The sequence below is a fragment of the Streptomyces sp. NPDC058665 genome (genome assembly GCF_042714995.1).
Taxonomy (GTDB): Bacteria; Actinomycetota; Actinomycetes; order Streptomycetales; family Streptomycetaceae; genus Streptomyces.
Genome location: NZ_JBHXRX010000017.1, coordinates 96,113 through 122,054 on the forward strand (window position 1 = coordinate 96,113; position 25,942 = coordinate 122,054).

20 protein-coding genes are annotated in these 25,942 nt (G+C 72.3%); 11 read left to right on the top strand and 9 right to left on the bottom strand.

The window, feature by feature from the left end; all coding sequences use genetic code 11:
- Nucleotide 1: 1 nt before the first annotated feature.
- A complete protein-coding gene (locus ACFWV8_RS13695; protein ID WP_384200679.1) occupies nt 2-3,109 on the bottom strand; it encodes an alpha-mannosidase in 3,108 nt (1,035 codons plus the stop codon).
- A gap of 222 nt (nt 3,110-3,331) precedes the next feature.
- Here ACFWV8_RS13695 and ACFWV8_RS13700 point away from each other — a divergent pair, with 222 nt between their 5' ends.
- Nucleotides 3,332-3,757, top strand: coding sequence for an ATP-binding protein (locus ACFWV8_RS13700; RefSeq protein ID WP_384200681.1), 426 nt, complete (start codon nt 3,332-3,334; stop codon nt 3,755-3,757).
- Nucleotides 3,758-3,853: 96 nt separating this feature from the next.
- Here ACFWV8_RS13700 and ACFWV8_RS13705 read toward each other — a convergent pair whose 3' ends face one another.
- Nucleotides 3,854-4,930: a DUF2637 domain-containing protein gene (locus ACFWV8_RS13705; RefSeq protein ID WP_329379622.1), complete on the bottom strand. Its 1,077-nt coding sequence runs from the start codon at nt 4,928-4,930 to the stop codon at nt 3,854-3,856.
- 215 nt (nt 4,931-5,145) lie between these two features.
- On the bottom strand, nt 5,146-5,994 hold the full coding sequence (locus ACFWV8_RS13710) for a (2Fe-2S)-binding protein (RefSeq protein ID WP_384200683.1): 849 nt from the start codon (nt 5,992-5,994) through the stop codon (nt 5,146-5,148).
- Nucleotides 5,995-6,137: 143 nt separating this feature from the next.
- Between ACFWV8_RS13710 and ACFWV8_RS13715 the strand changes: the two genes are divergently transcribed.
- Both ACFWV8_RS13715 and ACFWV8_RS13720 read left to right on the top strand, forming a co-directional pair.
- The gene (locus tag ACFWV8_RS13715) at nt 6,138-6,965 is read left to right on the top strand and encodes a GntR family transcriptional regulator (RefSeq protein WP_384200685.1); all 828 of its coding nucleotides are present in this window, start codon (nt 6,138-6,140) and stop codon (nt 6,963-6,965) included.
- Between the two features lie 89 nt (nt 6,966-7,054).
- A complete protein-coding gene (locus ACFWV8_RS13720) occupies nt 7,055-8,266 on the top strand; it encodes an acyltransferase family protein (protein WP_384200687.1) in 1,212 nt (403 codons plus the stop codon).
- 191 nt (nt 8,267-8,457) lie between these two features.
- On the opposite strand, the gene ACFWV8_RS13725 is transcribed toward ACFWV8_RS13720, so the two are convergent.
- Entirely contained in the window at nt 8,458-9,216 is a 759-nt protein-coding gene (locus ACFWV8_RS13725; protein WP_329379610.1) for a hypothetical protein, read from the bottom strand.
- Nucleotides 9,217-9,625: 409 nt separating this feature from the next.
- On the bottom strand, nt 9,626-11,395 hold the full coding sequence (locus ACFWV8_RS13730; protein WP_384200689.1) for a PucR family transcriptional regulator: 1,770 nt from the start codon (nt 11,393-11,395) through the stop codon (nt 9,626-9,628).
- A gap of 225 nt (nt 11,396-11,620) precedes the next feature.
- Here ACFWV8_RS13730 and ACFWV8_RS13735 point away from each other — a divergent pair, with 225 nt between their 5' ends.
- The 5 genes from ACFWV8_RS13735 to ACFWV8_RS13755 all read left to right on the top strand — a co-directional run bounded on the left by ACFWV8_RS13735 (nt 11,621) and on the right by ACFWV8_RS13755 (nt 18,208).
- Entirely contained in the window at nt 11,621-12,511 is an 891-nt protein-coding gene (locus ACFWV8_RS13735) for an FAD binding domain-containing protein (RefSeq protein WP_384200691.1), read from the top strand.
- 2 nt (nt 12,512-12,513) lie between these two features.
- Nucleotides 12,514-13,026 (top strand): (2Fe-2S)-binding protein, encoded by a 513-nt coding sequence (locus ACFWV8_RS13740; RefSeq protein WP_384200693.1) that lies wholly within the window; start codon nt 12,514-12,516, stop codon nt 13,024-13,026.
- A gap of 2 nt (nt 13,027-13,028) precedes the next feature.
- Nucleotides 13,029-15,413: a xanthine dehydrogenase family protein molybdopterin-binding subunit gene (locus ACFWV8_RS13745; protein ID WP_384200695.1), complete on the top strand. Its 2,385-nt coding sequence runs from the start codon at nt 13,029-13,031 to the stop codon at nt 15,411-15,413.
- A gap of 133 nt (nt 15,414-15,546) precedes the next feature.
- Nucleotides 15,547-17,007 carry an NCS2 family permease gene (locus ACFWV8_RS13750; RefSeq protein ID WP_384200697.1) on the top strand — a complete coding sequence of 487 codons (1,461 nt, stop codon included), beginning with the start codon at nt 15,547-15,549 and terminating at the stop codon, nt 17,005-17,007.
- A gap of 49 nt (nt 17,008-17,056) precedes the next feature.
- On the top strand, nt 17,057-18,208 hold the full coding sequence (locus ACFWV8_RS13755) for an XdhC family protein (RefSeq protein ID WP_384200699.1): 1,152 nt from the start codon (nt 17,057-17,059) through the stop codon (nt 18,206-18,208).
- Here the strand turns inward: ACFWV8_RS13755 and ACFWV8_RS13760 are convergent.
- Entirely contained in the window at nt 18,131-19,753 is a 1,623-nt protein-coding gene (locus ACFWV8_RS13760; RefSeq protein ID WP_384200701.1) for a serine hydrolase domain-containing protein, read from the bottom strand. The genes ACFWV8_RS13755 and ACFWV8_RS13760 overlap by 78 nt on opposite strands.
- Nucleotides 19,754-19,861: 108 nt before the next feature.
- Between ACFWV8_RS13760 and ACFWV8_RS13765 the strand changes: the two genes are divergently transcribed.
- Entirely contained in the window at nt 19,862-21,082 is a 1,221-nt protein-coding gene (locus tag ACFWV8_RS13765; RefSeq protein ID WP_384200703.1) for a sensor histidine kinase, read from the top strand.
- Nucleotides 21,073-21,720: a response regulator gene (locus tag ACFWV8_RS13770; protein ID WP_384200705.1), complete on the top strand. Its 648-nt coding sequence runs from the start codon at nt 21,073-21,075 to the stop codon at nt 21,718-21,720. Before ACFWV8_RS13765 ends, ACFWV8_RS13770 begins: the two co-directional genes overlap by 10 nt.
- Before the next feature lie 200 nt (nt 21,721-21,920).
- Here ACFWV8_RS13770 and ACFWV8_RS13775 read toward each other — a convergent pair whose 3' ends face one another.
- Nucleotides 21,921-22,958 carry a LacI family DNA-binding transcriptional regulator gene (locus tag ACFWV8_RS13775; RefSeq protein WP_384200707.1) on the bottom strand — a complete coding sequence of 346 codons (1,038 nt, stop codon included), beginning with the start codon at nt 22,956-22,958 and terminating at the stop codon, nt 21,921-21,923.
- 252 nt (nt 22,959-23,210) lie between these two features.
- On the opposite strand from ACFWV8_RS13775, the gene ACFWV8_RS13780 reads away from it, so the two are divergent.
- Complete coding sequence (locus ACFWV8_RS13780) at nt 23,211-23,945, top strand: VOC family protein (RefSeq protein WP_384200709.1); 735 nt, start codon at nt 23,211-23,213, stop codon at nt 23,943-23,945.
- 55 nt (nt 23,946-24,000) lie between these two features.
- Here the strand turns inward: ACFWV8_RS13780 and lysA are convergent, their stop codons facing one another.
- A complete protein-coding gene (lysA, locus tag ACFWV8_RS13785) occupies nt 24,001-25,332 on the bottom strand; it encodes a diaminopimelate decarboxylase (protein ID WP_384200711.1) in 1,332 nt (443 codons plus the stop codon).
- The gene (locus tag ACFWV8_RS13790; RefSeq protein ID WP_384200713.1) at nt 25,329-25,751 is read right to left on the bottom strand and encodes an SAV_915 family protein; all 423 of its coding nucleotides are present in this window, start codon (nt 25,749-25,751) and stop codon (nt 25,329-25,331) included. The genes lysA and ACFWV8_RS13790 overlap by 4 nt, the downstream gene beginning before the upstream one ends.
- Nucleotides 25,752-25,942 lie beyond the last annotated feature (191 nt).

Sequence of the window (25,942 nt, forward strand, 5' to 3'; positions counted from 1 at the left end):
CCTACGCGGGCGTGAACCGCAGCGTCAGGATCTGGAACGGCCGCAGGGCGACCCGCAGACCGTCCGCACCCGTTCCCGCCTCGTGCAGTGGACGCTCCAACAGATCCGTGACGTGCGCCTGTACGACGGGGAAGCCGGTCCGCAGCATCGCCGACGCGCGGTTCCCGGCCGACTCGTAGAGCCGTACGACCACATCGCCGCTCCGGTCCTCGGCGAGCTTCACCGACTCCACCGTGACCGCCGGGTGGTCGACCGCCACCAGCGGCGCGGTCGGCGGCGCGACGGCGACCCGCAGCGGCAGATTGAGCGCCAGACCTTCCCGGACCGCGTCGGTCACCTCGGCGCCGGGCACCAGCGCGTAGCTGAACCGGTGCGTCCCCAGGTCCGTCTCCGGGTCGGGGCTGTGCGGCGCCCGCAGCAGCGTCAGCCGCACGGTCGTCCCCACGCCCTCGTCGTGCGCGGTACGGGTCACGTCGTGGCCGTACGTCGAGTCGTTGACCACCGCCACGCCGTAGCCGGGCTCGGCGACCCGCAGCCAGCGGTGCGCGCAGATCTCGAACCGGGCGGCGTCCCAGCTGGTGTTGGCGTGCGTGGCGCGGTGCACATGCCCGAACTGGATCTCGGCGGTGGACCGTTCGGCCTGCACGTCCAGCGGGAAGGCCGCCTTCAGCACCTTCTCCGACTCCTGCCAGTCGACCTCGGTGACGACGTCCACGCGCCGGCTGCCGGCCGCGAGCCGGATCTCCTGGACGATCCACGACCTGCCGAACGTACGCACCACACGGACCGTCGCCCGCAGCGGGCCCTGCTCGACCAACTGCACGGACTCGGCCGCCGTGAGGTCGGTGTGCCGACGGCGGTAGTGCCGGTCGATGTCCCAGGCGTCCCACTGGTTGGGGTGGTCCGGGTGCAGCTGGAGCAGATTGCCGCGGCTGCCCGGCGCCAGAACCTCACGGCCGGACGTCAGATCCGTCACCGAGGTGAGCAGGCCGTCACGGTCGACGGTGACCCGCAGCAGCCCGTTGTCCAGGGTGATCACGTCCGAGCCCGCGGAGCGCGTCGTCACGTCCGGGGCCGCCCCCGCCGGTTCGGCGGCGGCCAGCCCCGTCGCGCCCAGCGCGGGCACCCGCACCGCGACCGCCGAGCGCCCCTCGCCGTTCAGCGCCTGCGCCGCGGCGCCCTCCGGGATATCCGCGGTATCGGCCTCGATGATCTCCGTACGCTCGTACGGCGAGGTGTTGAGCACCGCCTTGCCGCCACCACCGAGCGCCGCGACGGCCGCCGCCGTGATCTCCGTCAGCTCCTCGCGGACCCGGGCGTAGGTGTCCCTGGCCTCACGGTGCACCCACGCGATGGACGACCCCGGCAGGATGTCGTGGAACTGGTGCAGGAGCACCGTCTTCCACAGCCGGTCCAGCTCCTCGTACGGATAGGCGTACGACGCGGTCCGCAGCGCGGCGACCGTCGCCCACAACTCGGCCTCCCGCAGGAGGTGTTCACTGCGGCGGTTGCCCTGCTTGGTCTTCGCCTGCGTCGTGTACGTCGCCCGGTGCAGCTCCAGATAGAGCTCGCCCGACCAGACCGGGGCCTTCTCCCCGTACTCCCGCTCGGCGGCGGCGAAGAACGCGGCGGGCTTCTCGATGTCGACGCGCGGCGAGCCCTCCAGGGACTTCAGCCGGCGCGCCTTCTCCAGCATCTCGCGGGTGGGACCACCACCGCCGTCGCCCCAGCCGAACGGGACCAGCGAGCGCGAGGCCCGGCCCTTGTCGGCGAAGTTCCGCTCGGCATGGGCCAGTTCGGACGCGTGGAACTGCGCGTTGTAGGTGTCGACCGGCGGGAAGTGCGTGAAGACCCGGCTGCCGTCGATGCCCTCCCACCAGAACGTGTGGTGCGGCATCTTGTTGGTCTGGTTCCACGACAGCTTCTGGGTGAGGAACCACTTCACGCCCGCCAGCTTGGCCAGTTGGGGGAAGGCGGCCGTGTAGCCGAAGGAGTCCGGCAGCCAGATCTCCTCCGTCTCGACCCCCAGCTCCTCCCGGAAGAAGCGTGTCCCGTGCACGAGCTGCCGGGCCAGCGCCTCGCCGCCCGGCATGTTGGCGTCCGACTCCACCCACATCGAGCCCACCGGCGACCAGTTGCCGTCCGCCACGGCCTTCTTGATCCGCTCCCAGATGTGCGGCTGGTGCTCCTTGACCCACGCGTACTGCTGGGCCTGCGAACAGGCGAAGACCAGCTCCGGGTACTCCCCGGCGAGCGCGGTGACATTGGCGAACGTGCGCGACGCCTTCCGAACCGTCTCGCGCAGCGGCCACAGCCAGGCCGAGTCGATGTGCGCGTGCCCGGCAGCCGAGACGCGGTGCGCGCTGGGCGAGGCGGGGCGGGAGAGGACCCCGGCCAGCTCGGCGCGGGCCGCCACCGCCGTGCCCGCCACGTCGTGCAGGTCGAGCGCGTCCAGCATGTTCTCCAGGGCGCGCAGGATCTCGTGCCGCCGCGACCGGTCGGCGGGCAGCTCCGCCATCAGCTCGGACAGCACCTCGATGTCGAGTACCAGATGCCACACGTTCTCGTCCAGCACGGCGATGTCGGCGGTGGCGAAGGTGTACAGCGGGCTGTTACCGGCCGTCCGCACGTCTCCGAGGGCCGAGGGCATGAAGTCGCCCGGCATCGACGGGTTCGCCGCCGCTTCGAGGAGCAGATGGATCGCCTCGCCGCCCGCGGCCGGGGCACCGACCGGGACGTGCCGGTTCCGCGGGTGCACCCCCTTGATGGGCACCCCGGCCGCGTCGTACACCATCCCCTCGGCCTGGAAGCCGGGTCCCTCGCCGGTGAAGCCGGGGTCGATCACGACCTCCACGCGCAGCCCCGCGTACTCGTCGGGGACGATTCCCTCCAGCCGGAACCAACTGGTCGACCAGGGCGGTCCCCACGGCGTACCCGTCTCGAACGGCGTGTACGTGCCCTGGAGAGCCTGTCCCACGGGCACCGGCTCGCCCGGCACCTCCCAGACGGAGAGGGCCAGCGGCGTCCTCGCCGCGTACTGCGCGGGGCGGATGAACTGGCGCAGGGCGCGCTCCAGACGGCCCTCCACCAGGGTGCGGTCGTCGTGCATCAAGGCTCCTCAGTTCTACGGCTCAGCCTTCCGGAACGGCAGACTCCAGGTGTCCGGCGGATCTCGCAACCCCTCACTTCCCAGGAGGAGCACCGGGCACTCACCGTGACACCGTTCCCGGATCGTCATGCGTGGCCGGTGGTGTGCGGGGCATGCATCTCGGGGAGAGCGTTCACGAGGGGAAGCTCGCCAAGACAGCAGCGGCATGGGGGGATGGGGGACATGAACGGCACGGGGGAGCAGGCGCGACTGCTGCGCAAACAATTGCTCAGAAGAGTGGAGGGCGCCGACCTCACGGCGGTGCCCGAGGTCAGACACGCGCTGCGCGAGCTGCTGAGCCACTGGCAGGAGCGTGAATCGGCCGAGGTGGCCGAGCTGCTGACGAGCGAACTGGTCACCAACGCGCTGGTGCACACCGACCACGGAGCGGTCGTCAAGGCCACTGTCGCGGATTCGCGGCTACGGGTGGAGGTGCGGGACTTCGTCGACGCGCCGCCGACACCCAACGAGCCCGACGTGGACGACGGGACGCACGGTCGGGGGCTGGTCCTGGTGGAGGGGCTCGCCGACGCGTGGGGCGTGCGGGCGCAGGGGCTGGGCAAGATGGTCTGGTTCGAGCTGGACGGCGAGGCGGCGGTGGCCGCCTGAGGCGCCTTCCGCGGCGCTCGTACGACCGACCGGCGCGACGGCCCTCCGTCACGCCGGTCGTGTGCGCACCCACGGTGTCGTTCCCGGGGAAGACGCTCAGCCGAACTGCTGCTCAAGGTCCTTGAGCTTGCGCTCCAGGGAGTCGAGCCTCGGCAGCGCCATCGTGTCGTCTTCGGCGGTCAGGTCGACCGTGCGGCCCTCCGACCCCTTCACCGCTTGAAGCGAGGGCCGGGAGGGTACGGGGAACGGGTCCGGTTCGCGGAGACCGGGTATGACAGGCTCCGGCGCGGCGGGACCCACGGCGGGCGGCGAGCTCGAAGAGCCGCCGACGGCCGGTACGGCCGCCGCCGCAGGCAGTTCGACCTGTCGGCCACGGCCGCGCCCCCAGGCCCGGTGCTGCCGGTTGAGCGCCTTGATCCTGGCCCGGCCCAGCTTCTCCTGCTCACGCCGCCGGTGCTTGTTCTGCTCCTTCTGCCTGCGGTCCTCGCGTACCTCGTCGACCGCCTCGTCCAGCGTGCGTACGCCTTCGAGCAGCATCAGCGACCAGGCGCCGAAGGTCTCACGGGGCGCCCGCAGCCACCGGACGATCCGGATCTGCGGCAACGGACGCGGTACCAGCCCCTGTTCGCGCAGCGCGGCGCGGCGGGTCTGCTTCAGCGCCCGGTCGAAGAGCACGGCGGCCGAGAGCGACATGCCCGCGAAGAACTGCGGCGCTCCGTCGTGGCCCAGACCGCGCGGCGCGTGTACCCAGTTGAACCAGGCCGCCGCACCGGCGAACGTCCACACCAGCAGCCGCGAGCCGAGAGCCGCGTCACCGTGGCTGGCCTCGCGCACGGCCAGTACGGAGCAGAACATCGCCGCCCCGTCGAGACCGAAGGGGACGAGATACTCCCAGCCGCCCGTGAGGTTGAGGTTTTGCCGGCCGAAGCCGACGAGCCCGTGGAAGGAGAGCGCGGCGGCCACGGCCGCGCAGCAGAACAGCAGTACGTAGGAGGCGGTGCCGTACACCGCTTCCTTCCGTCTGCGGCGCTCCTCGCTGCGTTCCCAGGAGTCCTCGGTCGCGGTCTTGACGCCGGCGCGCTTGCCGCGCGTGACCATTGCCACCGCCACCAGGACTCCGACGAGCATCACGACGCCCGGAAGCAGCCAGTTGGATATGTCGGTCAGTCGCATGCGGTGTCCCTTGCATCGCAGTGGGGCGGTTCGGGCGCCATATTGGCCGAACCGTGACCGCGCTCAGGGGGTTTCGGGACAAGAGAACGCCAACGAGGCGCGAGGGCGCGCGAATAGGGGCGATCTGCTCGAACGGATGCCTGTGGAGCGCGAGTTGCGTTCGATACTAAGCCACCCGAACGGGTGGAATGGCCCGGCGAACCAGACCGGAGCGATCAGTTGCTGTTCGCGCTCAGCCGGCGGACGCGCTCGGAGTCACAGGTACGCGGACAGGTCACGCATGTGTCATCGGGCCGCAGCGTGTAGAAGAGGCAGCAGCTCGCCCGGTCCCTGGTCGGCAGCGACTCGCCGCCGGGGCCCGGCAGTTCACGGAAGCCCGCCGTACCGACGTACGGCTTCGTCGTGCCCGGCAGCAGCAGTTCCAGCTCCGACATCGCCCGACGCTCCTCGCCCAAAAGATGCGAGACGTACCAGAGGCCCTCGACGATCTCGTCGGTCGCCATGCCCCACAGCGCGCGGTCACGCCGCCGCATGCGCGGCCCGAACGCGGCCAGCACCGGGCCGAGATGCTCGGCCACCGCGTCGCGCACCTCGGCGCGCAGCGCCTCCTCGTCCGCCACGACCCGGGCGCCCGGCAGTTCGGCGGCCGGGTCACCGGGCAGGCAGGCGAACTCGTCCACGCGGACGGCCATCCGGCTCCGCGTCCTCTGGAAGGCGACGTTCTCCACCGGCACCCTCGGCACCCGGCGGCTCATGAACCACGGCACGGTGATCAACAGGCAGGCGGGCCAGGAGTACCGGTGCAGTCCGAAGGTCGCGACGACATCGGGGCGGGCCCGCTGTCCGTAGTCGCGCACCACCTGCGCGTCGTCCCAGGCGAGGAAGGCGTCGACCGCGGGGCCGCCCGCCGCGAGGTCGGTGGCGCCGACCCAGCCCTCGTCCGCCGCGGGCCGTTCGCCGGCGGGGAGCTCGTCGATGCCCAGGGAGGGGAACACCTCGGTCAGACGCCGGTAGGCGTCGGCGACCGGTGAGAGGTGACCGGGCAGCAGAGCGGGCACAGACATCCTTGGAACCACCGAATCGCGCTCGTCTGAAGGTGAGGCTTACCTTACCCGACACGATGGATGTGTGAACTGTTCCCCCGTCCGCCTATGGTGCTCCGGGGACCCCTGATGCGCGAGCCGGGCCGGATGGAGGAGGAGTCGTCGTGGAGCGGAGCAGAGCGCGCGACGACGCGGCCAGGCCCTCCGCGCCCCGGGAACGGGCGTCGTCGCCGGGCGAGACCCGGGCCGGCGGTCCCCCGCGGGTCCCCGAGCAGGCACGCGGCGAGCACAGACACGAGCACGGGCACGACACGCCCCGCACCGGCCAGGACGGCTCGGCTCCTTCGGCCGAGCCCGCCGTGCGCCGCCCGGTGCGGCGTCACTCCGTACGCGGCCAGATCCTCGCCGCGCTCCGTACCGCCCTCGTCAGCGGCGAGCTGGCGCCCGGCCAGGTCTACTCCGGCCCCGCGCTCGGCGAGCGCTTCGGAGTGTCGGCGACCCCCGTACGCGAGGCCATGCAGCAGCTCGTACTCGAAGGTGCCGTGGAGGTCGTGCCCAACCGGGGTTTCCGGGTCGCCGAGCGCACCGCCCGCGACCTCGCCGAGCTGGCCGAGGTACGCGCGCTGATCGAGGTCCCGGTGATGCTGGGGCTGGCCCGTACCGTCGCCGCCGAGCGCTGGGCGGAACTGCGCCCGCTGGCCGAGGCCACCACAGAGGCGGCGGCGTGCGGCGATCTCGCCGCCTACGCGGAGCGCGACCGCGCCTTCCACGGCGCGCTCCTGCGTCTCTCCGGCAACCACCAGCTCGTCATGGTCGCCGACGAGCTGCACCGCCGCGCCCAGTGGCCCCTCGCCGGCGCACCGAGGACGATCAGGGCCGCGCTCGTCGCGGACGCGGCCGAGCACTCCGCGCTCCTGGACGCGCTGATCGCCGGGGACCTGCCGGCCGTGCGCACGCTGGTCCGCGAACACTTCACGGGCGGCGCGGGCTGACCTCCTGTCCCCGCTTTGGCGTCGCGCGCGTGTACGGGTAGCGTCACCCAGTCTTCATCTTCCGGTCATCATCCACACCACGGGACGTCATGCGCGCCAGCAGTGCTCGTCAGCCAGCCACCACTGCCGACCGGTCAGGTCTCTCCGGCCGGGACCGGCTGCCGTCCCTCACCGGGCTGCGGTTCTGGGCCGCGTTGATCGTGGTGCTCTACCACCTGTCCCGGCAGGTCGGCGAGATCCCCGGGCTCAGCCAGGCCACCTGGTACGGGCGCAGCGGCGTCACCTTCTTCTTCGTCCTGTCCGGCTTCGTGCTCGCCTGGACCTACGACGGTCAGCGCGTGCCCGCCAAGGTCTTCCTGTGGCGGCGCTTCGCCCGTATCTGGCCCCTGCTCGCGGTGACGTCGGCGGCCTCCGTCGCCGTCTGGATCGCGATCGGCAAGGAGGTGTCCGCCAAGGCCGTGCTCGCCACGCTGCTCATGGTGCACGCCTGGTCCCCCGACACGGTCATCCAGAAGGGCGCGAACCCGGCGGCCTGGTCGCTCAGCGACGAGGCCTGGTTCTATCTGGTCTTCCCGCTGCTCATGATGCTGCCGCTGCTGCGAACCGGCCGGGGCCGCCTCTGGGTGATGGTGACGATGAGCGCCGCGCTCGTCGGCGTCTGGTTCGCCAGTGCCCTGATCGAGACCGGCGCCACCCGCGTATGGCTGCTCGACTACTTCCCGCCGACCCGCATGCTCCAGTTCGTGATCGGTGTGGCCGCCGGACTCGCCGTCAAGCGCGGCCGGAGCTCACCGGTCGGGCTTCCGGCGGCGATCGGACTGGTCGTGCTCTGGCATCTGGCGCTGGTGCCGTGGCACGAGGCCGTTCCCGACAGTCTCTGGTACAGCCCGTACAGTGCCTCGCAGTTGCTCTCCGCGCCGATCTTCGCCCTGCTCGTGTGCGCGGCGGCCCAGGCGGACCTGCGGGGCAGCCGGACGGGTCTTGGCGGGCCGTGGGCGGTACGGCTGGGGCACTGGTCCTTCGCCTGGTACCTGGTGCACGAGATCGTCATCCGCTCCCTGCTCGCCCGCTACGGCCGTACGGAGTCCCTGGCCACCACCGCGGGCTTCTGGCTGCTGGCGATCGTGATCAGCCTGGCCGTGGCGGGGCTGGCGTACCAGTGGGTGGAGCACCCGCTGGAGCGGCTGTTGCGCAGGGCCGGCCCGCAGGCGCGCAAGAGCCCGGCGGCGGGTGACCTGGACCCGGCGGGCGTGGGGCCAGGCCCCCACGCGGCTGCGCCGGGTCCGACAACGCCCCGGTGAGCCGCGGGGCTCCGACAGGCTCGGCTCAGAGCCTGTCGGGTGGCCTCTGACCGGGCGTCCACGCCCTGGCACGCACGCTTCCCGCGTTGCCGAAATGCCCAAGTAGCTCCGCTACAAGGGCATCCCGGCGCCTTGGAATCGCACGCACCAGACCGCGTCCACTATCCGATCGAAGGCCACCGGACAGGCTCTCAGGCCGCCGGGCTCGGCGCGAGCTGCGCCGCCAGCCACGTCGGGACGCCGTCGAGCAGCCGGAACAGCCGTCCCGCCTCCGCGCGCAGGCGCGTCGCCTCCGGCTCCGGTTCGGCGTCGGCCAGCGCGGCGAGTGCCGGAGCCGTACCGACCAGATAGCCCAGCTCCTCACGGATCCGCAGGGACTCGCCGAAGCCGTGCCGCGCCTCTGCCAACTCGCCCTCGCGCAGGGCGAGTCCGGCCAGATGGCGCCAGGTGAAGGAGAGCAGCAAGGTCTGTCCGTGCGCGGTGGCGCCCGCGTGGGCGCGCCGGTAGGCGGCCAGGGCCGACTGCGGGGAGTCCGAGAGGTGTTCGGCGATCAGCCCGCGCCGGAAGTCCAGCAGCGGCCGGGCGAGCGCCGTCGGCGCCAGCAGCGCGGCGGCCCGGCCGAGCGCCGCACGTGCCTCGTCGGCGCGGTCGCGCACTCCGAGGATGGTGGCCGCGTACGCGAGATGCCCGCGCTCGCTGGCCGCGCCGCCCCGTTCGTCGTCCTCACGCGCGGTGGCCTCGGCGACCCGGAGCGCGTCCTCGGCCTCGGGCCAGCCCTCACCGGTGAACAGGCACCGCTCCACCAGCAGTGACGCCCGCTGGAGCGAGGGCGCCGCCCCCGGATGGGGCGCGAGCAGGGCGGCCGCGTCGGTCCAACAGCCGCGCGAGCGCAGCCGCCATACCGCGGTCTGGAGTGGGTCGTCACCGGTAGTGGATCCGGAACCAGACATGGCGGTATCCGCCACATTGCCCTCCCCGAGCGCGCCTTTGTGCTGTTGAGTTCTCCCGCATCTCAGCACGGATCGGCACGCCGGGCCAATAGCTCAGGTGAAAAAATTCACAATGCCTTGGTCAACAAGGGGTCGACAAGGGCTCGTTCGACGTCCCGTCGAACCGCCCGCGAGCGCACCGCGGAAGGGTCTTCGCCGGTGCGCGTACCCCGGCTGACCAGCGAGGCCGTCAGGCCGCCTGACGGTGGGGAGTTCACCGCGCGGGCGGCCCATGGGCCTGTCCACGTCAAGGAGTTGGATCTCGCCGTGACCGCCACGGGTGACGGCGGTCAACCTGGCACCGGGTGACGCGGTTCGCGGCACAGCGCGGCACAGCGCGGCACAGCGGGGCCCGGCACACAGCTCGGCGTCAGCTCATCCGGAGCGCCAGGAAGAAGTCGAGCTTGTCCTCCAGGCGGGACAGATCGCGCCCCGTCAGCTGCTCGATACGCCCCACCCGGTACCGCAGCGTGTTCACATGCAGATGCAGCCGGGCCGCGCAGCGGGTCCAGGAGCCGTCGCAGTCGAGGAACGCCTCAAGTGTCGTCACCAGTTCGGCGCGGTGGCGGCGGTCGTAGTCCCGCAGCGGGTCGAGCAGCCGCGCGGTGAACGCGCGCCGTACGTCGTCCGGGACGAACGGCAGCAGCAGTACGTGCGAGGCCAGTTCGTGGTGCCCGGCCGCGCACACCCGCCCGGGACGCGCCGCGGCCACCCGGCGGGCGTGCCGGGCCTCCTCCAGCGCGCCGCGCAGGCCGTCGGCCGAGTGCACGGCGGCGCTGACGCCCAGGGTCAGCCGGCCGTCGTCGGCCAGACCGGCGGCCAGCGGTGCCTGTACGGCGGCCAGCAGCGCGTCCGCCCGGAGTCCCCCGTCCGCCGGCTTCGCGTCCCCGGCTCCGGCTCCGGCCGCGTCCCCGTCCCCGCCGCCCTCGCCCTCGGCGGTTGGGGCCGCCGTCGGCAGCAGCGCGATCGCCTCGCCGTCCGTGTGCGCCACCGCGATCCGGTCGCCGCACTCCATGCCCGCCGCCCCCGGATCGACCAGGATCTCCTCCAGCAGCGACCGCGCGACCTCCCCCGATCCGACCGCGCCCCGCGAGCCGTCCGCACCCCCTGCGCCTTCCCCGCCGTTCCCGTCCCGCCAGTCGACGCGCGCCACCACGATCTGCCAGTGCGGGGCCGCCCCCTGCCCCGGCAGCAGCACCGGCGCCGCGACCCTCAGCCGCGCCGCGATCTCGGCGGGCGGGGCGCCCGCCTGGACGAGTTCCACGATCTCCTGGGCCAGCCGGCGCCGTACCGTACGCGCCGCGTCCCGCCGCTCCCGTTCGACCGCGATCAGCTGGGTGACGCCCTGGAGCAGATCCAGCCGGGGCGCGGCCCACTCACCGGCGTCCGCCTCCACGGCCAGCAGCCAGTCGGACAGGACACTCTCGCGTACGTCCGCGTCCGCGCCGCCCGCCGTCGTCGCCCTGCCACGGTCCGGCCGCCGTACGGGAAACAGCGAGTACGTCGTCCCGTCCACGGCCACCCGGTGCGGCGCCCGCCGCCCCGCGCGCGTCGCCGCCAGATGCTCCGTCGCCAGCGCCGCGCCCTTCGCGGCGGGCAGCGGCCGGCTCGCGCCCGCGATCCGCCGCCCGGTGGGCGAGAGCACCCAGGCCCGCAGGTCCAGGTCGGTCCCGAGGAGATCCAGCACGACCTCGGGCCCGCCGCCGGCCGGACCCGACGTCATCAGTCTGCGGTGCCGGTCGACGACGGCGGCCAGGTCACCGGCGCGCTCACCGGAGACCTGCCGCACCACGTACTCGGTGATCGCCGCGAACGCCACGGACTCGTTCACCACGAAGAGCGGCAGCCGGTGCCCCCGGCACGCCGCGACCAGATCGTCCGGGATCGCGCCGAGCTCCGCCTCACCGGCCGCCAGCCCCGCGACCCCGGCGCCCACGAGAAGCCGTACGAAGGGCTCTGAGTCCTCGGGCGTACGCCGCCAGGCCAGACCGGTCAGGACCAGCTCACCGCCCGACAGATAGCGGCTCGGGTCCCGCAGGTCGGTGGTCATCACCCCCCGTACGGTCCGGTCGAGCTCGTCCCTGCCGCCGAGCAGCCGCAGCCCCAGCGCGTCGGTCTCCAGCAGTGCGCGCAGCCGCATCTCGTCGCCGCCGATCTGTCTCGTCCCCGCGTCGCCATTTGTTCGAATCTACAAGACCCGGAAGCGGCCCAGACAACTCCTTCATGGTTTCGGTGACTGCACCGGACGGGGCACGGCCGGTGTACTTGGGCCACACAGCGTTAACAGCTAGGTCCTGTCCCGGCGAAGATCGCCCGGACAGGACCTAGTGAATATCCGCGAGCAAACCGGACAAGAGAGCCACTCATGGACTTCCTTCGCCCCGCGAGCTGGGAGGAGGCGCTCGCCGCCAAGGCCGAGCACCCCGCCGCCGTCCCCATCGCGGGTGGCACCGACGTCATGGTCGAGATCAACTTCGACCACCGAAGGCCCGAGTACCTGATGGACCTGGGCCGCATCGGCGAACTGAGCGAATGGGAGGTCGGCGATAAGCACGTCAGGCTGGGCGCCTCCGTCCCGTACACCAGGATCATGGAACATCTGCGGACCGAGCTGCCGGGCCTCGCGCTCGCCTCGCACACCGTCGGCTCGCCCCAGATCCGCAACCGGGGATCCGTCGGCGGCAACCTCGGCGCGGCCTCACCCGCCGGGGACGCGCACCCCGCGCTCCTGTCGGCGGGCGCCGAGGTGGAGGCGGAATCCGTACGGGGCGTCCGCCGCATCCCCGTCGAGGACTTCTACACGGGCGTGAAGCGCAACGCCCTGGACCCGGACGAACTGATCAGGGCCGTCCTCATCAAGAAGGCGTCGGGACCGCAGCAGTTCTCCAAGGTCGGCACGCGCAACGCGATGGTCATCGCCGTCTGCGCGTTCGGCATCGCGCTGCACCCCGACACCCGCACCGTGAAGACCGGCATCGGCTCCGCCGCGCCCACCCCGCTGCGGGCCCGCGCCGCCGAGGAGTTCCTCAACGCGGCGTTGGAGGAGGGCGGTTTCTGGGAGAACGGCAAGGTCATCACCCCGTCGGTCGCCAAGCGGTTCGCCGGCCTCGTGTCCGGCGCGTGCAACCCGATCGACGACGTGCGCGGCACCGCGAAGTACCGCCGTCACGCGGTGGGCATCATGGCCCGCCGCACGCTCGGCTGGACCTGGGAGCAGTACCGGGCCACCGGCACCACGCTGGAAGGAGCTGCGTAACGATGCGTGTGAACTTCACGGTCAACGGCCGTCCCCAGGAGGCCGACGACGTCTGGGAGGGCGAGTCCCTGCTGTACGTCCTGCGTGAGCGGATGGGCCTGCCCGGCTCGAAGAACGCCTGCGAACAGGGCGAATGCGGCTCCTGTACGGTCCGCCTCGACGGTGTGCCGGTCTGTGCGTGCCTCGTGGCCGCCGGGCAGGCCGAGGGCCGCGACGTGGTCACCGTCGAGGGCCTGGCCGACTACGCGAAGCACCGCGCCGAAGCGCACCCGGGCGGCGAGTCCGCCCAACTCTCGCCCATCCAGGAGGCGTTCATCGACGCCGGCGCCGTGCAGTGCGGCTTCTGCACCCCCGGACTGCTGATCGCCGCCGACGAGATGCTGGAGCGCAACCCCTCGCCGTCCGACGCGGACATCCGCGAGGCGCTCTCCGGCAACCTCTGCCGCTGCACCGGCTACGAGAAGATCCTCGACGCGGTCCGCCTCGCGGCCGCCCGGCAGTCCGAGGCGGTCTGACCATGGCAACCACCGGTACACCCACCGACATCACGCAGGGCACCCCGACCAGGGGCGGCATCGGCGAGTCCACGCTCCGCCCCGACGGCACCCTGAAGGTCACCGGCGAGTTCGCGTACTCATCCGACATGTGGCACGAGGACATGCTCTGGGGCCACACCCTGCGCAGCACCGTCGCGCACGCCGAGATCCGCTCGATCGACACCGCCGAGGCGCTGGCCACCCCCGGCGTGTACGCCGTCCTCACCCACGACGACCTGCCGACCGGGGTGAAGCGGTACGGCCTGGAGTTCCAGGACACCCCCGTACTCGCCCACGGCAAGGTCCGCCACCACGGCGAGCCAGTCGCGCTCGTCGCCGCCGACCACCCCGAGACCGCGCGCCGCGCCGCCGCCAAGATCCGGATCGACTACGCGGAGCTGCCCGTCGTCACCGACGAGGCGTCCGCCACCGCCGACGGCGCCCCGCTGGTCCACGAGAACCGCGACGACCACCACGCCGGCCATGTACCGCACCCGAACATCGTGCACCGCCAGCCCATCGTGCGCGGCGACGCAGACGCGGCGGCCGGGCGCGCGGATGTGATCGTCTCCGGCGAGTACGTCTTCGGCATGCAGGACCAGGCGTTCCTCGGCCCGGAGTCCGGCCTCGCCGTGCCGGGCGAGGACGGCGGCGTCGATCTGTACGTCGCCACGCAGTGGCTCCACTCGGACCTGCGCCAGATCGCGCCCGTCCTCGGACTGCCCGAGGACAAGGTCCGGATGACGCTCTCCGGTGTCGGCGGCGCCTTCGGGGGCCGCGAGGACCTGTCGATGCAGATCCACGCCTGTCTGCTCGCGCTGCGCACCGGCAAGCCCGTCAAGATCGTCTACAACCGCTTCGAGTCCTTCTTCGGGCATGTGCACCGGCACCCGGCGAGGCTCTGGTACGAGCACGGGGCCACCAAGGACGGCAAGCTCACGCACATGAAGTGCCGGATCGTGCTGGACGGCGGCGCGTACGCCTCCGCGTCCCCCGCCGTCGTCGGCAACGCCTCGTCGCTCTCCGTCGGCCCCTACGCCGTCGACGACGTCGACATCGAGGCACTGGCGCTCTACACCAACAACCCGCCCTGCGGGGCGATGCGCGGCTTCGGAGCCGTACAGGCGTGCTTCGCCTACGAGGCGCAGATGGACAAGCTCGCCGCCCGGCTCGACATGGATCCGGTGGAGTTCCGCCGGCTCAACGCCATGGAGCAGGGCACGCTCCTGCCCACGGGCCAGCGCGTCGACTCGCCCGCCCCCGTCGCCGAGTTGCTGCGCCGCGTCAAGGCGCGTCCCATGCCGCCGGAGCGGCAGTGGCTCACGGCGGGCGAGGCTGCTGACGTACGGGCGCTGCCCGGCGGTCTCTCCAACACCACGCACGGCGAAGGCGTCGTACGGGGTGTGGGCTACGCGGTCGGCATCAAGAACGTCGGCTTCTCCGAGGGCTTCGACGACTACTCCACCGCCCGGGTGCGGATGGAGGTCGTGGGCGGCGAGCCGGTCGTCACCGTGCACACCGCGATGGCGGAGGTCGGCCAGGGCGGCGTCACCGTCCACGCGCAGATCGCCCGCACCGAGCTGGGTGTCGCACAGGTGACGATCCAGCCGGCCGACACCCGTGTGGGGTCCGCCGGTTCGACCTCCGCGTCCCGTCAGACGTATGTCACGGGCGGCGCCGTCAAGAACACCTGCGAGCACGTCCGCGAGCGGGTCCTGGAGATCGGCCGCGCCAAGTTCGGTACGTACCACCCCGCCTGGGCCACGGCCGAGCTGCTGCTCGAAAGCGGCAAGGTCGTCACCGACGGCGGCGAGGTCCTGGCCGATCTGGCCGATGTCCTGGAGGGCGAGTCGGTCGACATCGAACTCGAATGGCGCCACCGCCCCACCGAGCCCTTCGACCTGCGTACGGGGCAGGGCGACGGCCATGTCCAGTACTCGTTCGCCGCGCACCGCGCGGTGGTCGAGGTGGACACGGAGCTGGGCCTGGTCAAGGTGATCGAGCTGGCCGTGGCCCAGGACGTCGGCAAGGCGCTCAACCCGCTGTCGGTCCTCGGCCAGATCCAGGGCGGCACCACCCAGGGCCTGGGCGTGGCCGTCATGGAGGAGATCATCGTCGACCCGAAGACCGCCAAGGTCCGCAACCCGTCCTTCACGGACTATCTGATCCCCACCATCCTCGACACGCCGACCATCCCCGTCGACGTGCTCGAACTCGCCGACGAGCACGCGCCGTACGGGCTGCGTGGCATCGGCGAGGCACCGACCCTGTCGTCGACCCCCGCCGTGCTCGCGGCGATCCGCGACGCGACGGGGCTGGAGCTGAACAGGACGCCGGTCAGGCCGGAGCATCTCACCGGCACCTGACACACGGCACCGCCACAGGAAAACCCCAGTTCGCCTCGGGCCGTCCCCCGGGTCGTGCAGCCGACGCACCATCCCAAATCCCGCATCTGGAGTCTTCACGCGGGTGCCCCTGTGAACCTTGGGAGTAGGCACCATGACCCAGCAGTCCGTACAGCCCAGGACCACCGCCGATGACGCGGGCCCAGGCTCGCGTCCCCCGGCCGGACGGTCCTGGCTCGACCGGTATTTCCATATATCCCAGCGGGGTTCCACCGTCGCGCGTGAAGTGCGCGGCGGCGTCACGACCTTCATGGCCATGGCGTACATCCTGCTGCTCAACCCGCTGATCCTGGGCGGGAAGGACGTCGCGGGCAATGTGCTCGGCCAGCCCGCGCTGATCACCGCCACCGCCGTCGCGGCGGCCGTCACCACGCTGTTGATGGGTTTCGTCGGCAAGGTGCCGCTGGCCCTCGCCGCCGGGCTTTCCGTCTCGGGCGTCATCTCCACCCAGGTCGCGCCCAACATGACATGGCCGCAGGCCATGGGCATGTGCGTGATGTACGGGGTCGTGATCATGCTGCTGGTCGTCACCGGCCTGCGCGAGATGATCATGAACGCCATCCCGCTCGCCCTCAAGCACGCGATCACGATGGGCATCGGCACCTTCATCGCGCTGATCGGCCTCGTCAAGGCGGGCTTCGTGCACGCCTCGCAGGGCGGCGGACCCGTCACCCTGGGCCCGGCCGGCGAACTGGCCGGCTGGCCCGTGCTGATCTTCGCCGTCACACTCCTCCTGATCTTCATGCTCCAGGCCCGCGAGGTGCCCGGTGCGATCCTGATCGGCATCGTCGTCGGCACGGCCGTCGCCGCCGTACTGAACGCCGCCGGTGTCATCGGCGCCAAGGCGTGGGCGAGCGGACCGCCCGAACTGACCGGCGGCGCCGTCTCCATGCCGGACTTCTCGCTCTTCGGCGACATCGAGTTCGGCGGCTGGGGCGAGGTCGGCGCCATGACGGTCGGCATGATCGTCTTCACGCTCGTGCTCGCCGGCTTCTTCGACGCGATGGCCACCATCATCGGCGTCGGTACGGAGGCGAAACTCGCCGACGAGAAGGGCCGGATGCCTGGCCTGTCGAAGGCGCTGTTCATCGACGGCGCCGGCGGTGTGATCGGCGGCGTCGCGGGCGGCTCCGGCCAGACCGTGTTCGTGGAGTCCGCGACCGGCGTCGGCGAGGGCGCCCGTACGGGCTTCGCCTCCGTCGTCACCGGCCTCTTCTTCGCCGCGTGCCTCTTCTTCACCCCGATCACCCAGATCGTCCCCGGCGAGGTCGCGGCGGCGGCCCTGGTGGTCATCGGCGCGATGATGATGCAGAACGCCAGGCACGTGGACTGGAGCGACCGCGCGGTCGCCGTCCCGGTCTTCCTGACCGTGGTGATCATGCCGTTCACCTACCAGATCACCGCCGGGGTCGCCGCCGGCGTCATCTCCTACGCCGCCATCAAGACAGCCCAGGGCAAGGTCCGGGAGATCGGCGCTTTCATGTGGGGGCTGACCGTGATCTTCCTCGTCTTCTTCGCCCTCCACCCGATCGAGGGCTGGCTCGGGGTGGGCTGACGCGCCGCGCCGCTCCCCGCATCCGATACTGAGAACGAAGGAGGCCGACATGCTGGACATCGCCGAAGAACTGGACCGGTGGGTCGGGCAGGGACGTGACTTCGCCGTGGCCACCGTGGTGGCCGTCGGCGGCAGCGCGCCCCGGCAGCCGGGCGCCGCCCTCGCCGTGGACAGCGCGGGCACGGCGATCGGCTCGGTCTCCGGCGGATGCGTGGAAGGCGCGGTCTACGAGCTGTGCGTGGAGGCCCTGGAGAGCGGCGAGAGCGTCCTGGAGACCTTCGGCTACAGCGACCAGGACGCCTTCGCCGTCGGCCTGACCTGCGGCGGCGTCATCGACATCCTCGTCACACCGGTACGCGCGGACTCTCCCGGCGGGGAGGTGCTGCGGGCCGCGCTCGCCGCCGCAGCCCGGGGCGAGGCGGCGGCGGTCGCACGGGTCACCGACGGGCCCGCCGACCTGCGGGGCCGCGCGCTCCTCGTACGTCCTGGGGGAGCGTACGAGGGGACGCTCGGCGGCCACCCTGAGCTGGACCGCACCGCCGCCGACCAGGCCCGCGCCCAGCTGGACACGGGCCGCACCGGCACCGTCACGATCGGCGAGGACGGCTCGCGCTGCGGACGGCCGCTGACGCTGCTCGTCGAGTCGAGCGTGCCAGCCCCGCGCATGATCGTCTTCGGCGCGATCGACTTCGCGTCCGCCCTGGTCAGGGTGGGGAAGTTCCTCGGGTACCACGTCACGGTGTGTGACGCCCGCCCCGTCTTCGCCACCCGCGCCCGCTTCCCGGAGGCCGACGAGATCGTCGTGGACTGGCCGCACCGCTATCTGGAGTCGACCGAGACCGACGGCCGTACGGTGCTCTGCGTCCTGACCCATGACGCCAAGTTCGACATCCCCCTGCTGGAACTCGCCCTCAAACTGCCCGTCGCCTACGTCGGCGCCATGGGCTCCCGGCGCACCCATCTGGACCGCAACGAGCGGCTGCGCGCCGTCGGCGTCACCGAGCTGGAGCTGGCGAGGCTGCGCAGCCCCATCGGCCTGGACCTCGGCGCGCACACGCCGGAGGAGACCGCGCTGTCGATCGCGGCGGAGATCGTCGCGAACCGGCGCGGCGGCACCGGCGTCTCACTGACCGGCGCCCACACCCCGATCCACCACGACCGGAGCCGGGAGCCCGCCGGCCGAATCGGCTCCGTCGCCTGACGCCCCCGGGACGCCCGGCGCCCGCCGGGCCCGAACGGCCGTACGGACCGTGTGCACACCACGCGCGGCGATCACCACCGCCGACGCCAGCGACACCGCCGCCGCGAACACATACAGCGCGGGCCACACATACAGCACCTGGCCGAGTGTGCCTTCCCGCCGCATCAGCAGGCCCACCAGCTCGGGAAGCAGCGGGAAGAAGGCGACGAGCGCCACGTACGGCACCGTCCGAAGACCCGCCCGCCACAGCGGTCGCCCCTCCGCCCGGCGCGCCCAGCGCGATGCCCGTACGGCGCCGAGCGCGCCCAGCCCCAGAGCCAGCAGCGTCAGCGCCGCGAGGACCGGATCGGCGGTCATGGAGAACGGCTCCCGGATCTCCGCCGGCCTGCCCTCCGCCAGATCCCGCAGGCCGTCCGCGATCCCCGCGCTGTCGTCGCCGGAGACCATGCCCGTGTTGCTGACGACGGCGATGCCGATCTTCCGCTCCGGAAGCAGGATCTGGATGGCGTTCTGCGTCAGCAGCTCACCGGTGTGCTGGAGCGGTGCCGGTCCGGTCCCGGCGGTCTTCTCGCCGAGCGACCAGCCCATGGCGTAGTCCCGGCCCTTGGGCGGTGTGTGCATGATCGCGACGCCCCGCGCTGAGACGACGCGCCGCCCGTCCGCGCCGACACCGCCGTTGTTCTGTGCGATCAGCCAGTCGGCGAGATCGTCGGCCGTGGTGACCACCCCGTGCCCGCCCGCTGTGAACCAGCGCGGATGCGCCCGCTCGACCACGCGGCCGTACGCCCGTACGTACCCCCGCGCGTCCTCGGGCATGTCGGTCGTGGAGTCGGCGGAACGCGAGTCCGTCATCCCGAGGGGCGCGAACACATGTGTACGGACACGGTCGGCGAACGGCTCCCCGGAGACCACCTCGACCAGCCGGGCCGCCACGAAATAGTTGGGGTTGTGGTAATTCCACCGCGTCCCCGGCTCGGCCGCGAGACGCGCGCCGCGCATCCGGGCGACCGCTCCCTTCAGCGTGTGCGCCTGCGGAAGAGCCAGATCGGGGAAGGCCGAATCGGCCATGCCGGACGTCTGGTCGAGCAACTGCCGGACCGTGATCCGCGCGGCGCGCCCGTCGGCCATGGTGAACTCCGGCAGATAGCTCCGCACCGGCCGGTCGAGATCGACCTTCCCCTCGTCGACGAGCTGCATGACGGCGAGCGCGGTCATGGACTTGGAGAGGGAGGCCACGGGGACCGGGGTGCGCCCGGTCATCGTCCGCCCGCCGGCGGTGTGCCCGTACCCGGCGGTGTGGACGACATCGTCGCCCCGGGTCACCGCGACGACGGCGCCGGGGAGCCCCGTCCGTTCCAGATAGTCGTTCATGAAGCGGTCCATGGCGCCCGGGGTGAGGCGGGGGGCCGGGTCGGCGGCTGTTACGGCGGCAGGGCGGGCGAGCGCCGTGGGGGCGAGACCCACCAGCACGGCCACGGTGAGGCCGAGCGCGGCCACGAGGCGCCCCGGCACGCGACGGCGTCGAGTGTTCGTATCGATCCACATGCCGGTATCCCACCGGCGCCGAGGGGGCCCGCGCATTGGCGCGCACGGGAGTCCGAAGGTAGTGCTGGTCCTACTGTCCGGCCCGTGACCCCCGGCTACGGTCGACGGGTGCAGCAGTCAACAGCCTGGCGGGCGGTCGCCCAGAGCCCCTGGAAGTTCCTCACATCGGCCTGGCCCTGGCGGTCGTTCCTCTATCTCCTCACCGGCGCTCTCTTCGGCGCGCTCGTCCTCACGGTCCTGGTGACGATGACCCTCGCCGGTGTCGTCTTCCTGATCGTCGGCGTCGGGGCCCTGCTTCTCATCGGCGTGAGCCTCTCCGGCATACCCGTCAGCCGTGTCGAACGGTGGCGGCTGCTCCTGATGGACCCCGACCCGATCCCCGATCCACACCGCCCGCCGGCCGCGCCCGGCCCGCGTGGCTGGCTGACCACCCGGCTGCGGGAGCCCGCCACCTGGCGTGAACTGGGCTTCACCGCCGCGTCGTTGGCCGCGATGTGGTGGATGGACGCGCTGGTGCTGGGGCTCTCGCTGGCCGTCCCCGTCCTGCTGGCCACCTCACCCGTCGGCGATCCCGACGCCTGGCCGCTGGTGGTCGTCGCGGTCTGTCTGGTGCCGGCCGCGCCGTACACCCTCACCGTCTGGGCCGGGGCGCGGGCCGCCATGACCCGGGCGATCCTCGCCCCGCGCGACGGTGAACTCGGCGCGCAACTGACCGAGGTACGGGCCTCCCGCGCCCGGCTGGTCGGCTCCTTCGACGCGGAGCGCCGCCGGATCGAACGGGACCTGCACGACGGGGCCCAGCAGCGGCTCGTCTCGCTCAACGTCCTGCTCGGCATGGCCCGGCTGGACGCGGAGCCGGACTCGTCCGCCGCCCGGCAGCTCGCCGCCGCGCAGGAACAAGTCACCCTGGCCGTCGACGAGTTGCGCGAGCTGAGCCGGGGCGTGCACCCCAAGGCGCTGACCGACCACGGACTGCCGGAGGCCGTCGGCAATCTCACCGCCCGCTCGGCCCTGCCGGTCACCGTCGACATCCTGCTGCCGCACCGGCCGCCCGCCGCCGTGGAGAGCGCCGCGTACTTCGTCGTCGCCGAATCGCTCGCCAACGCGACCAAGCACAGCGCGGCCACCCGCGCCGAGGTCCACGCGCGGCTGCACGCCGACGTACTGACGCTCAGCATCACCGACAACGGCGTGGGCGGCGCCGATCCGGCCGCCGGGACCGGGCTGACCGGCCTCGCCGACCGGATCGCCGCGGCCGACGGCAGACTCCGGATCTCCAGCCCGGCGGGCGGACCGACCCTGCTGCACGCGGAGATCCCATGTCGCTGAGCATCGTCATCGCCGAGGACTCCCCGCTGATGCGCGACGGCCTGGTCGGCGTCCTGACCCGGTTCGGCCACCGGGTCGCGGCCGAGGTTGGGGACGCGCGGACCCTGATCGAGGCGGTTCGCGCGCACCGGCCCGACATCGTCGTCACCGACATCCGTATGCCGCCGGACCACGCGGACGACGGTCTGCGCGCCGCCGTGGCGCTGCGCCGCGAACATCCCGGGCTGCCCGTCCTGGTGCTCAGCCAGTACGTGGAACAGTCCTACGCCGCCCGGCTGCTGGACCTCGGCAGCGCCGGCGGTGTCGGCTATCTGCTCAAGGACCGGGTGAGCGCGGTCGCGGAGTTCGTGGCCGCGGTCACCCGGGTCGCCGCCGGCGAGACGGTGGTGGACCCGGAGGTCGTACGCCAACTCCTGCGCCGGCAGCAGGATCCGCTCCAGCGGCTCACCCCGAGGGAGCGCGAAGTGCTCTCCCTCATGGCGGAGGGCCGCGCGAACGCGGCGATCGCACGCCATCTGTTCGTGACGGAGGCGGCGGTGAACAAGCACGTCAGCGCGATCCTCCAGAAGCTGGACCTGCGTGTGGACGGTGAGGGCCACCGCAGGGTCCTCGCCGTCCTGGCGTATCTGCGCGCCTGACGCGGCGCGCGCTCCTGGACCCTGCTCAACCTCTACGAGCGCGGGAGGGGGCGCACCCGGACGGCGGCCTCGCCCTCCCGGAGCGGGCGAACGGCGTGCCCGACATCCTCTGGAACGCGCCGCTGGTCTGGGTCGCGGCCTACCTCAAGTCGACGGCGCCGGACCTGACTTCACGCTGACGCCGAACGGCGGCCACCGTCTCAGGACGACGCGCGCCGCACCAACTCCGTCGGCAGTACGACGTGTTGCGCCGGTGCGCCGGGATCGTCGATCCCCTCCAGCAGCACCCGCGCCATCGCCCGCCCCATCTCCTCCACCGGCTGCCGCACGGAGGTGAGCTGCGGATCGGTGTGGGCGGCGATGGGGGAGTCGTCGAAGCCGACGACGGCCACGTCCTCGGGCACCCGCAGCCCCGCCGCCCGCAGCGAGTGCAGGGCGCCCGCCGCCATCACGTCGGACGCGGCGAACACCGCGTCCAGATCCGGGTGGCGGGCCAGCAGCTCCGTCATCGCACGCCGTCCGCTCTCCTCGGTGAAGTCGCCGTGCGCGGTCCATGACGGATCCGCGTCACCCCCGGCGGCGGCCACGGCCTCCCGATACCCGCCGAGCCGGCACCGCGCCACGTACATGTCGAGCGGCCCGGTGACCGTCGCGATCCGCCGCCGCCCGGTCTCCGCGAGGTGCCGTACGGCGGAGCGGGCGCCGCCGACGTTGTCGGAGTCGACGTAACTCACCGGCTCGCCGGCCGAACGACGGCCGCTGAGCACCGTCGGCAGGCCCATCTCGGCGAGCAGATCCGGCAGCGGGTCGCTGCCGTGCACGGACACCAGGAGCACACCGTCGACGCGACCGGCGCGTGCGTACTGGAGGAAGCGCCGGCGCTCGTTCTCGGTGCGTACGAGCGTGAGCAGCAACTGCATCTCGGTGTCGGCGAGGCCCGTGCCGACACCGTGGAGCACGTCGGAGAAGTACGGCTCGGCGAAGAACCGCTTCTCGGTCTCCGGGATCACCAGCGCCACCGCGTCGGTGCGGTTCGCGGCGAGCGCGCGGGCCGCCCGGTTGGGTATGTAGCCCAGTTCGGCGATGGCCCGTTCGACTGCCTGCCTGGTGGACTCCCGTACCCGTGGCGAGTTGTTGACGACGCGCGAGACGGTGCCCCGGCCCACGCCCGCGTGCGCCGCCACCTCTTCGAGGGTGGGCCGGCTCCGGCCCGTACGCGTACGTCCCCTTGCCACCATCCTGCGACCTCCATCGGGGGCTCCGTCGGGGGGACCGACATCCAACCACTGGGAGCGCTCCCACGATAAGTGGTTGATCATATCGCGGACGCCCGCTGGGTGCCGCTCGGCATTTCCTTCAAATACATTCAAAGGTGTCTGTCGTGTACGTAAGGGCACCAGCCTTCCGATGCGCCGCACGGGAGGGCAGTGATTTCAATGGAACGGAGCGGGATGCCGAAAGCACAGGGAGTCGCTGGAGCGCCTATCTGGGTGAGCCTGCTGGCACGCGAACTGCCGGGCGCCCAGGACTTCTACGGCCGGGTCCTCGGCTGGACCTACCGGCGCGCGGGGCTCGGTGACGACTTCTCCGTGGCGCTCATCGACGGTGTGCCCGTCGGCGGCATCGGGGCACTCGCCTCCTCGCTCCAGGTGGCCGTCTCCTGGACCCCGTACTTCGACGTCACGAACGTCGACGAGGCGGCGGCCCGGATCAGGGAGCGCGGCGGGACGGTCGGCGTCGGCCCGCTGGCCTTCCACACCGGGCGCGCCGCGCTCGCGGTCGACCCGGACGGCGCGGTCTTCGGTATCTGGGAAGGCTCCGTGCGCACCGACTGGTCGATGGGGCGCGGCAGCGGCTCGGCCTCGCTGGAGCTGTGCACCAGGGACGCCGCGGCGGCAGGGCGCTTCTACTCGCTCACGCTCGGCTGGGAGCCGGAGGGCGAGGGCAAACTGCGCCTGGTGCACGAGGAGGACGAGGCGGTGCTCCTCGACGGCGACGAGCCGCTGGCGCGGATCAGGGGCGGCGCGGTCCAGGCGTCCCCCGATCCGCAGATCCGGCCGCGCTGGCACGTGCACTTCAACGTGAAGGACGTGCCGGCGGCCGTCGACGCGGCGCTGGCATCCGGCGGCTCTCTCGTGGTGCGGTCGGACGCTTCGTCGGAGGTCGAGGAGGCCACACTCCGCGACCCGGACGGCGCGCTGTTCACGGTCACCGCGGCGGTCTGACACGGGGTGGGCCGGGCCGGGCGGAAAGCGCGCCCGCCCGGCCAGACCCTATGGCTCAGAGGCCGACGTCGCGGCGGCGTTGGTCGTCGAACGTCTCGCGGCGCACCAGCAGGCGCGAGCGTCCGTCGGCGACCGCCACCACCGGCGGGCGGCCGGTCATGTTGTAGCCCGACGCCATCGACACCTGGTACGCCCCCGACGCGGGCACCGCGAGCACGTCGCCGGGCCGGATGTCGTCCGGCAGCTCCACCCCGTCCGCGAGCACGTCCCCCGCCTCGCAGTGCCGGCCGACGACCGTGGCCGCCCGCATCGGCGCCGTCGAGGCGCGCCCGACCCGGCGGACGGTGTAGCGGGCGCCGTACAGCGCGGGGCGCGGGTTGTCGCTCATGCCGCCGTCCACCGCCACGAAGACCCGGCCGCCCGTCCGCTTCACCGAGAGCACCCGGTACAGCGCGATCCCGGCCGGCGCCATGATCGAGCGGCCCGGCTCCAGGGTCAGCCGCGGGATCGGCAGGCCCGCCTCGGCGCAGGCGCCGATCAGCGCCCGCCTGATCCGCCGTCCGTACACGGCGGGCGCCGGAGCCTCGTCGCCCGGCAGATACGCCGCGGCGAAGCCGCCGCCCAGATCCAGCTCGGGCAGTACGACGCCGAACCGGTCCCGTACGCGTACCAGGAACGAGACCAGCGCCCGCGCTGCCCGCTCGTACGGCTCCGGCGAGACGATCTGCGAGCCCAAGTGGCAGTGCAGACCGACTAGTTCGAGCTGCGGCTGGCCCATGATCCGGGCCACGGCGTCCGCCGCGTCCCCGTTCGCGATCGAAAGACCGAACTTCTGGCCCTCGGTCCCCGTACGGATCTTCGGGTGGGCGCCGGCCTCGATCCCCGGCAGTACGCGGATCATCACCTGCTGCGTGTCGTGCGGCGGCACCTGCGCGGCGAGCCTGGCTATCTCGCAGTCCGCGTCGATGACGATCCTGCCGACCCCGAGCCGCAGCGCCGTCCGCAGGTCCTCCGGCGACTTGGCGTTGCCGTGCAGCACGATCCGCTCGGTGGGGAAGCCGCGCGTGGCCGCCAGCTCCAGCTCACCCGCCGAGCAGACGTCGAGGCCCAGGCCCTCCTGCTCCATCCAGTCCACGACGGCGCGGCACAGGAACGCCTTCGCCGCGTAGACGATCTCCGCCTCGGGTAGCGCGCGCAGCCAGGCGCGGGCCCGGGACCGTACCTCGCCCTCGTCGAGCACATAGGCGGGAGTGCCGTAACGCTCGGCCAGCTCCAGAAGGGAGACACCGGCGACACAGAGGTCGCCGCCGGGAGCCGACACGGCCGAAGCGGGCCAGACGGACGGGGAGCTCAGCTCGTTGACGACGAGCCGCGGTTCGGTTCTCACGCGCCCACCGCCAGGTCCTGTCCCGCGAAGACCCGCCGGACAGGACCTAGCGGCGCCTCGCCGGTGTGGCGCAGACACGGCCGCACCGTCGTGCGGGTCGGCGCGTGGCCGGGCGCGGGCGTCCGCCGGGCGACGGGGGCGGCGGCGAGCTGCGGGTCGATGGTCACGAGGACGACGCCGAGCGGCTCCGAGAGCGTCCGCAGGCACGTTTCCGCCAGGCGGATGTACGGCTGTCGCGGGCCGAGCGCGGCGGTCACCCGCCGTGCGCTCGTGAAGCCGACGGCGGTACGCGCGCCGAGCGGTGTGCGCATGAAGCGCAGACGGTGACCCCCGGCGGAGCCGAGCCGTACAGGTACGTACAGCGGCCCCGCCGGCTTGCGTTCTTCGGGGTCCGCGTCTTCGTGAGTGGTGCTCTCCATGGTGTCCTCCCCAGGGGAGTCGTCGCTGTCTGACACCTGGAAGCTATGCCCGGCCGGGGGCCGACCGGACATCTCATGACGCGGCGTTGACCGGCGGGACCGGTTATTTGACGGCCCTCTTACGGCGGTGGCTTTCTCACGGCGGCAGCCCCTGCGGGTGACACGATCGGTTCACCCCCGTAGGGGGGTGG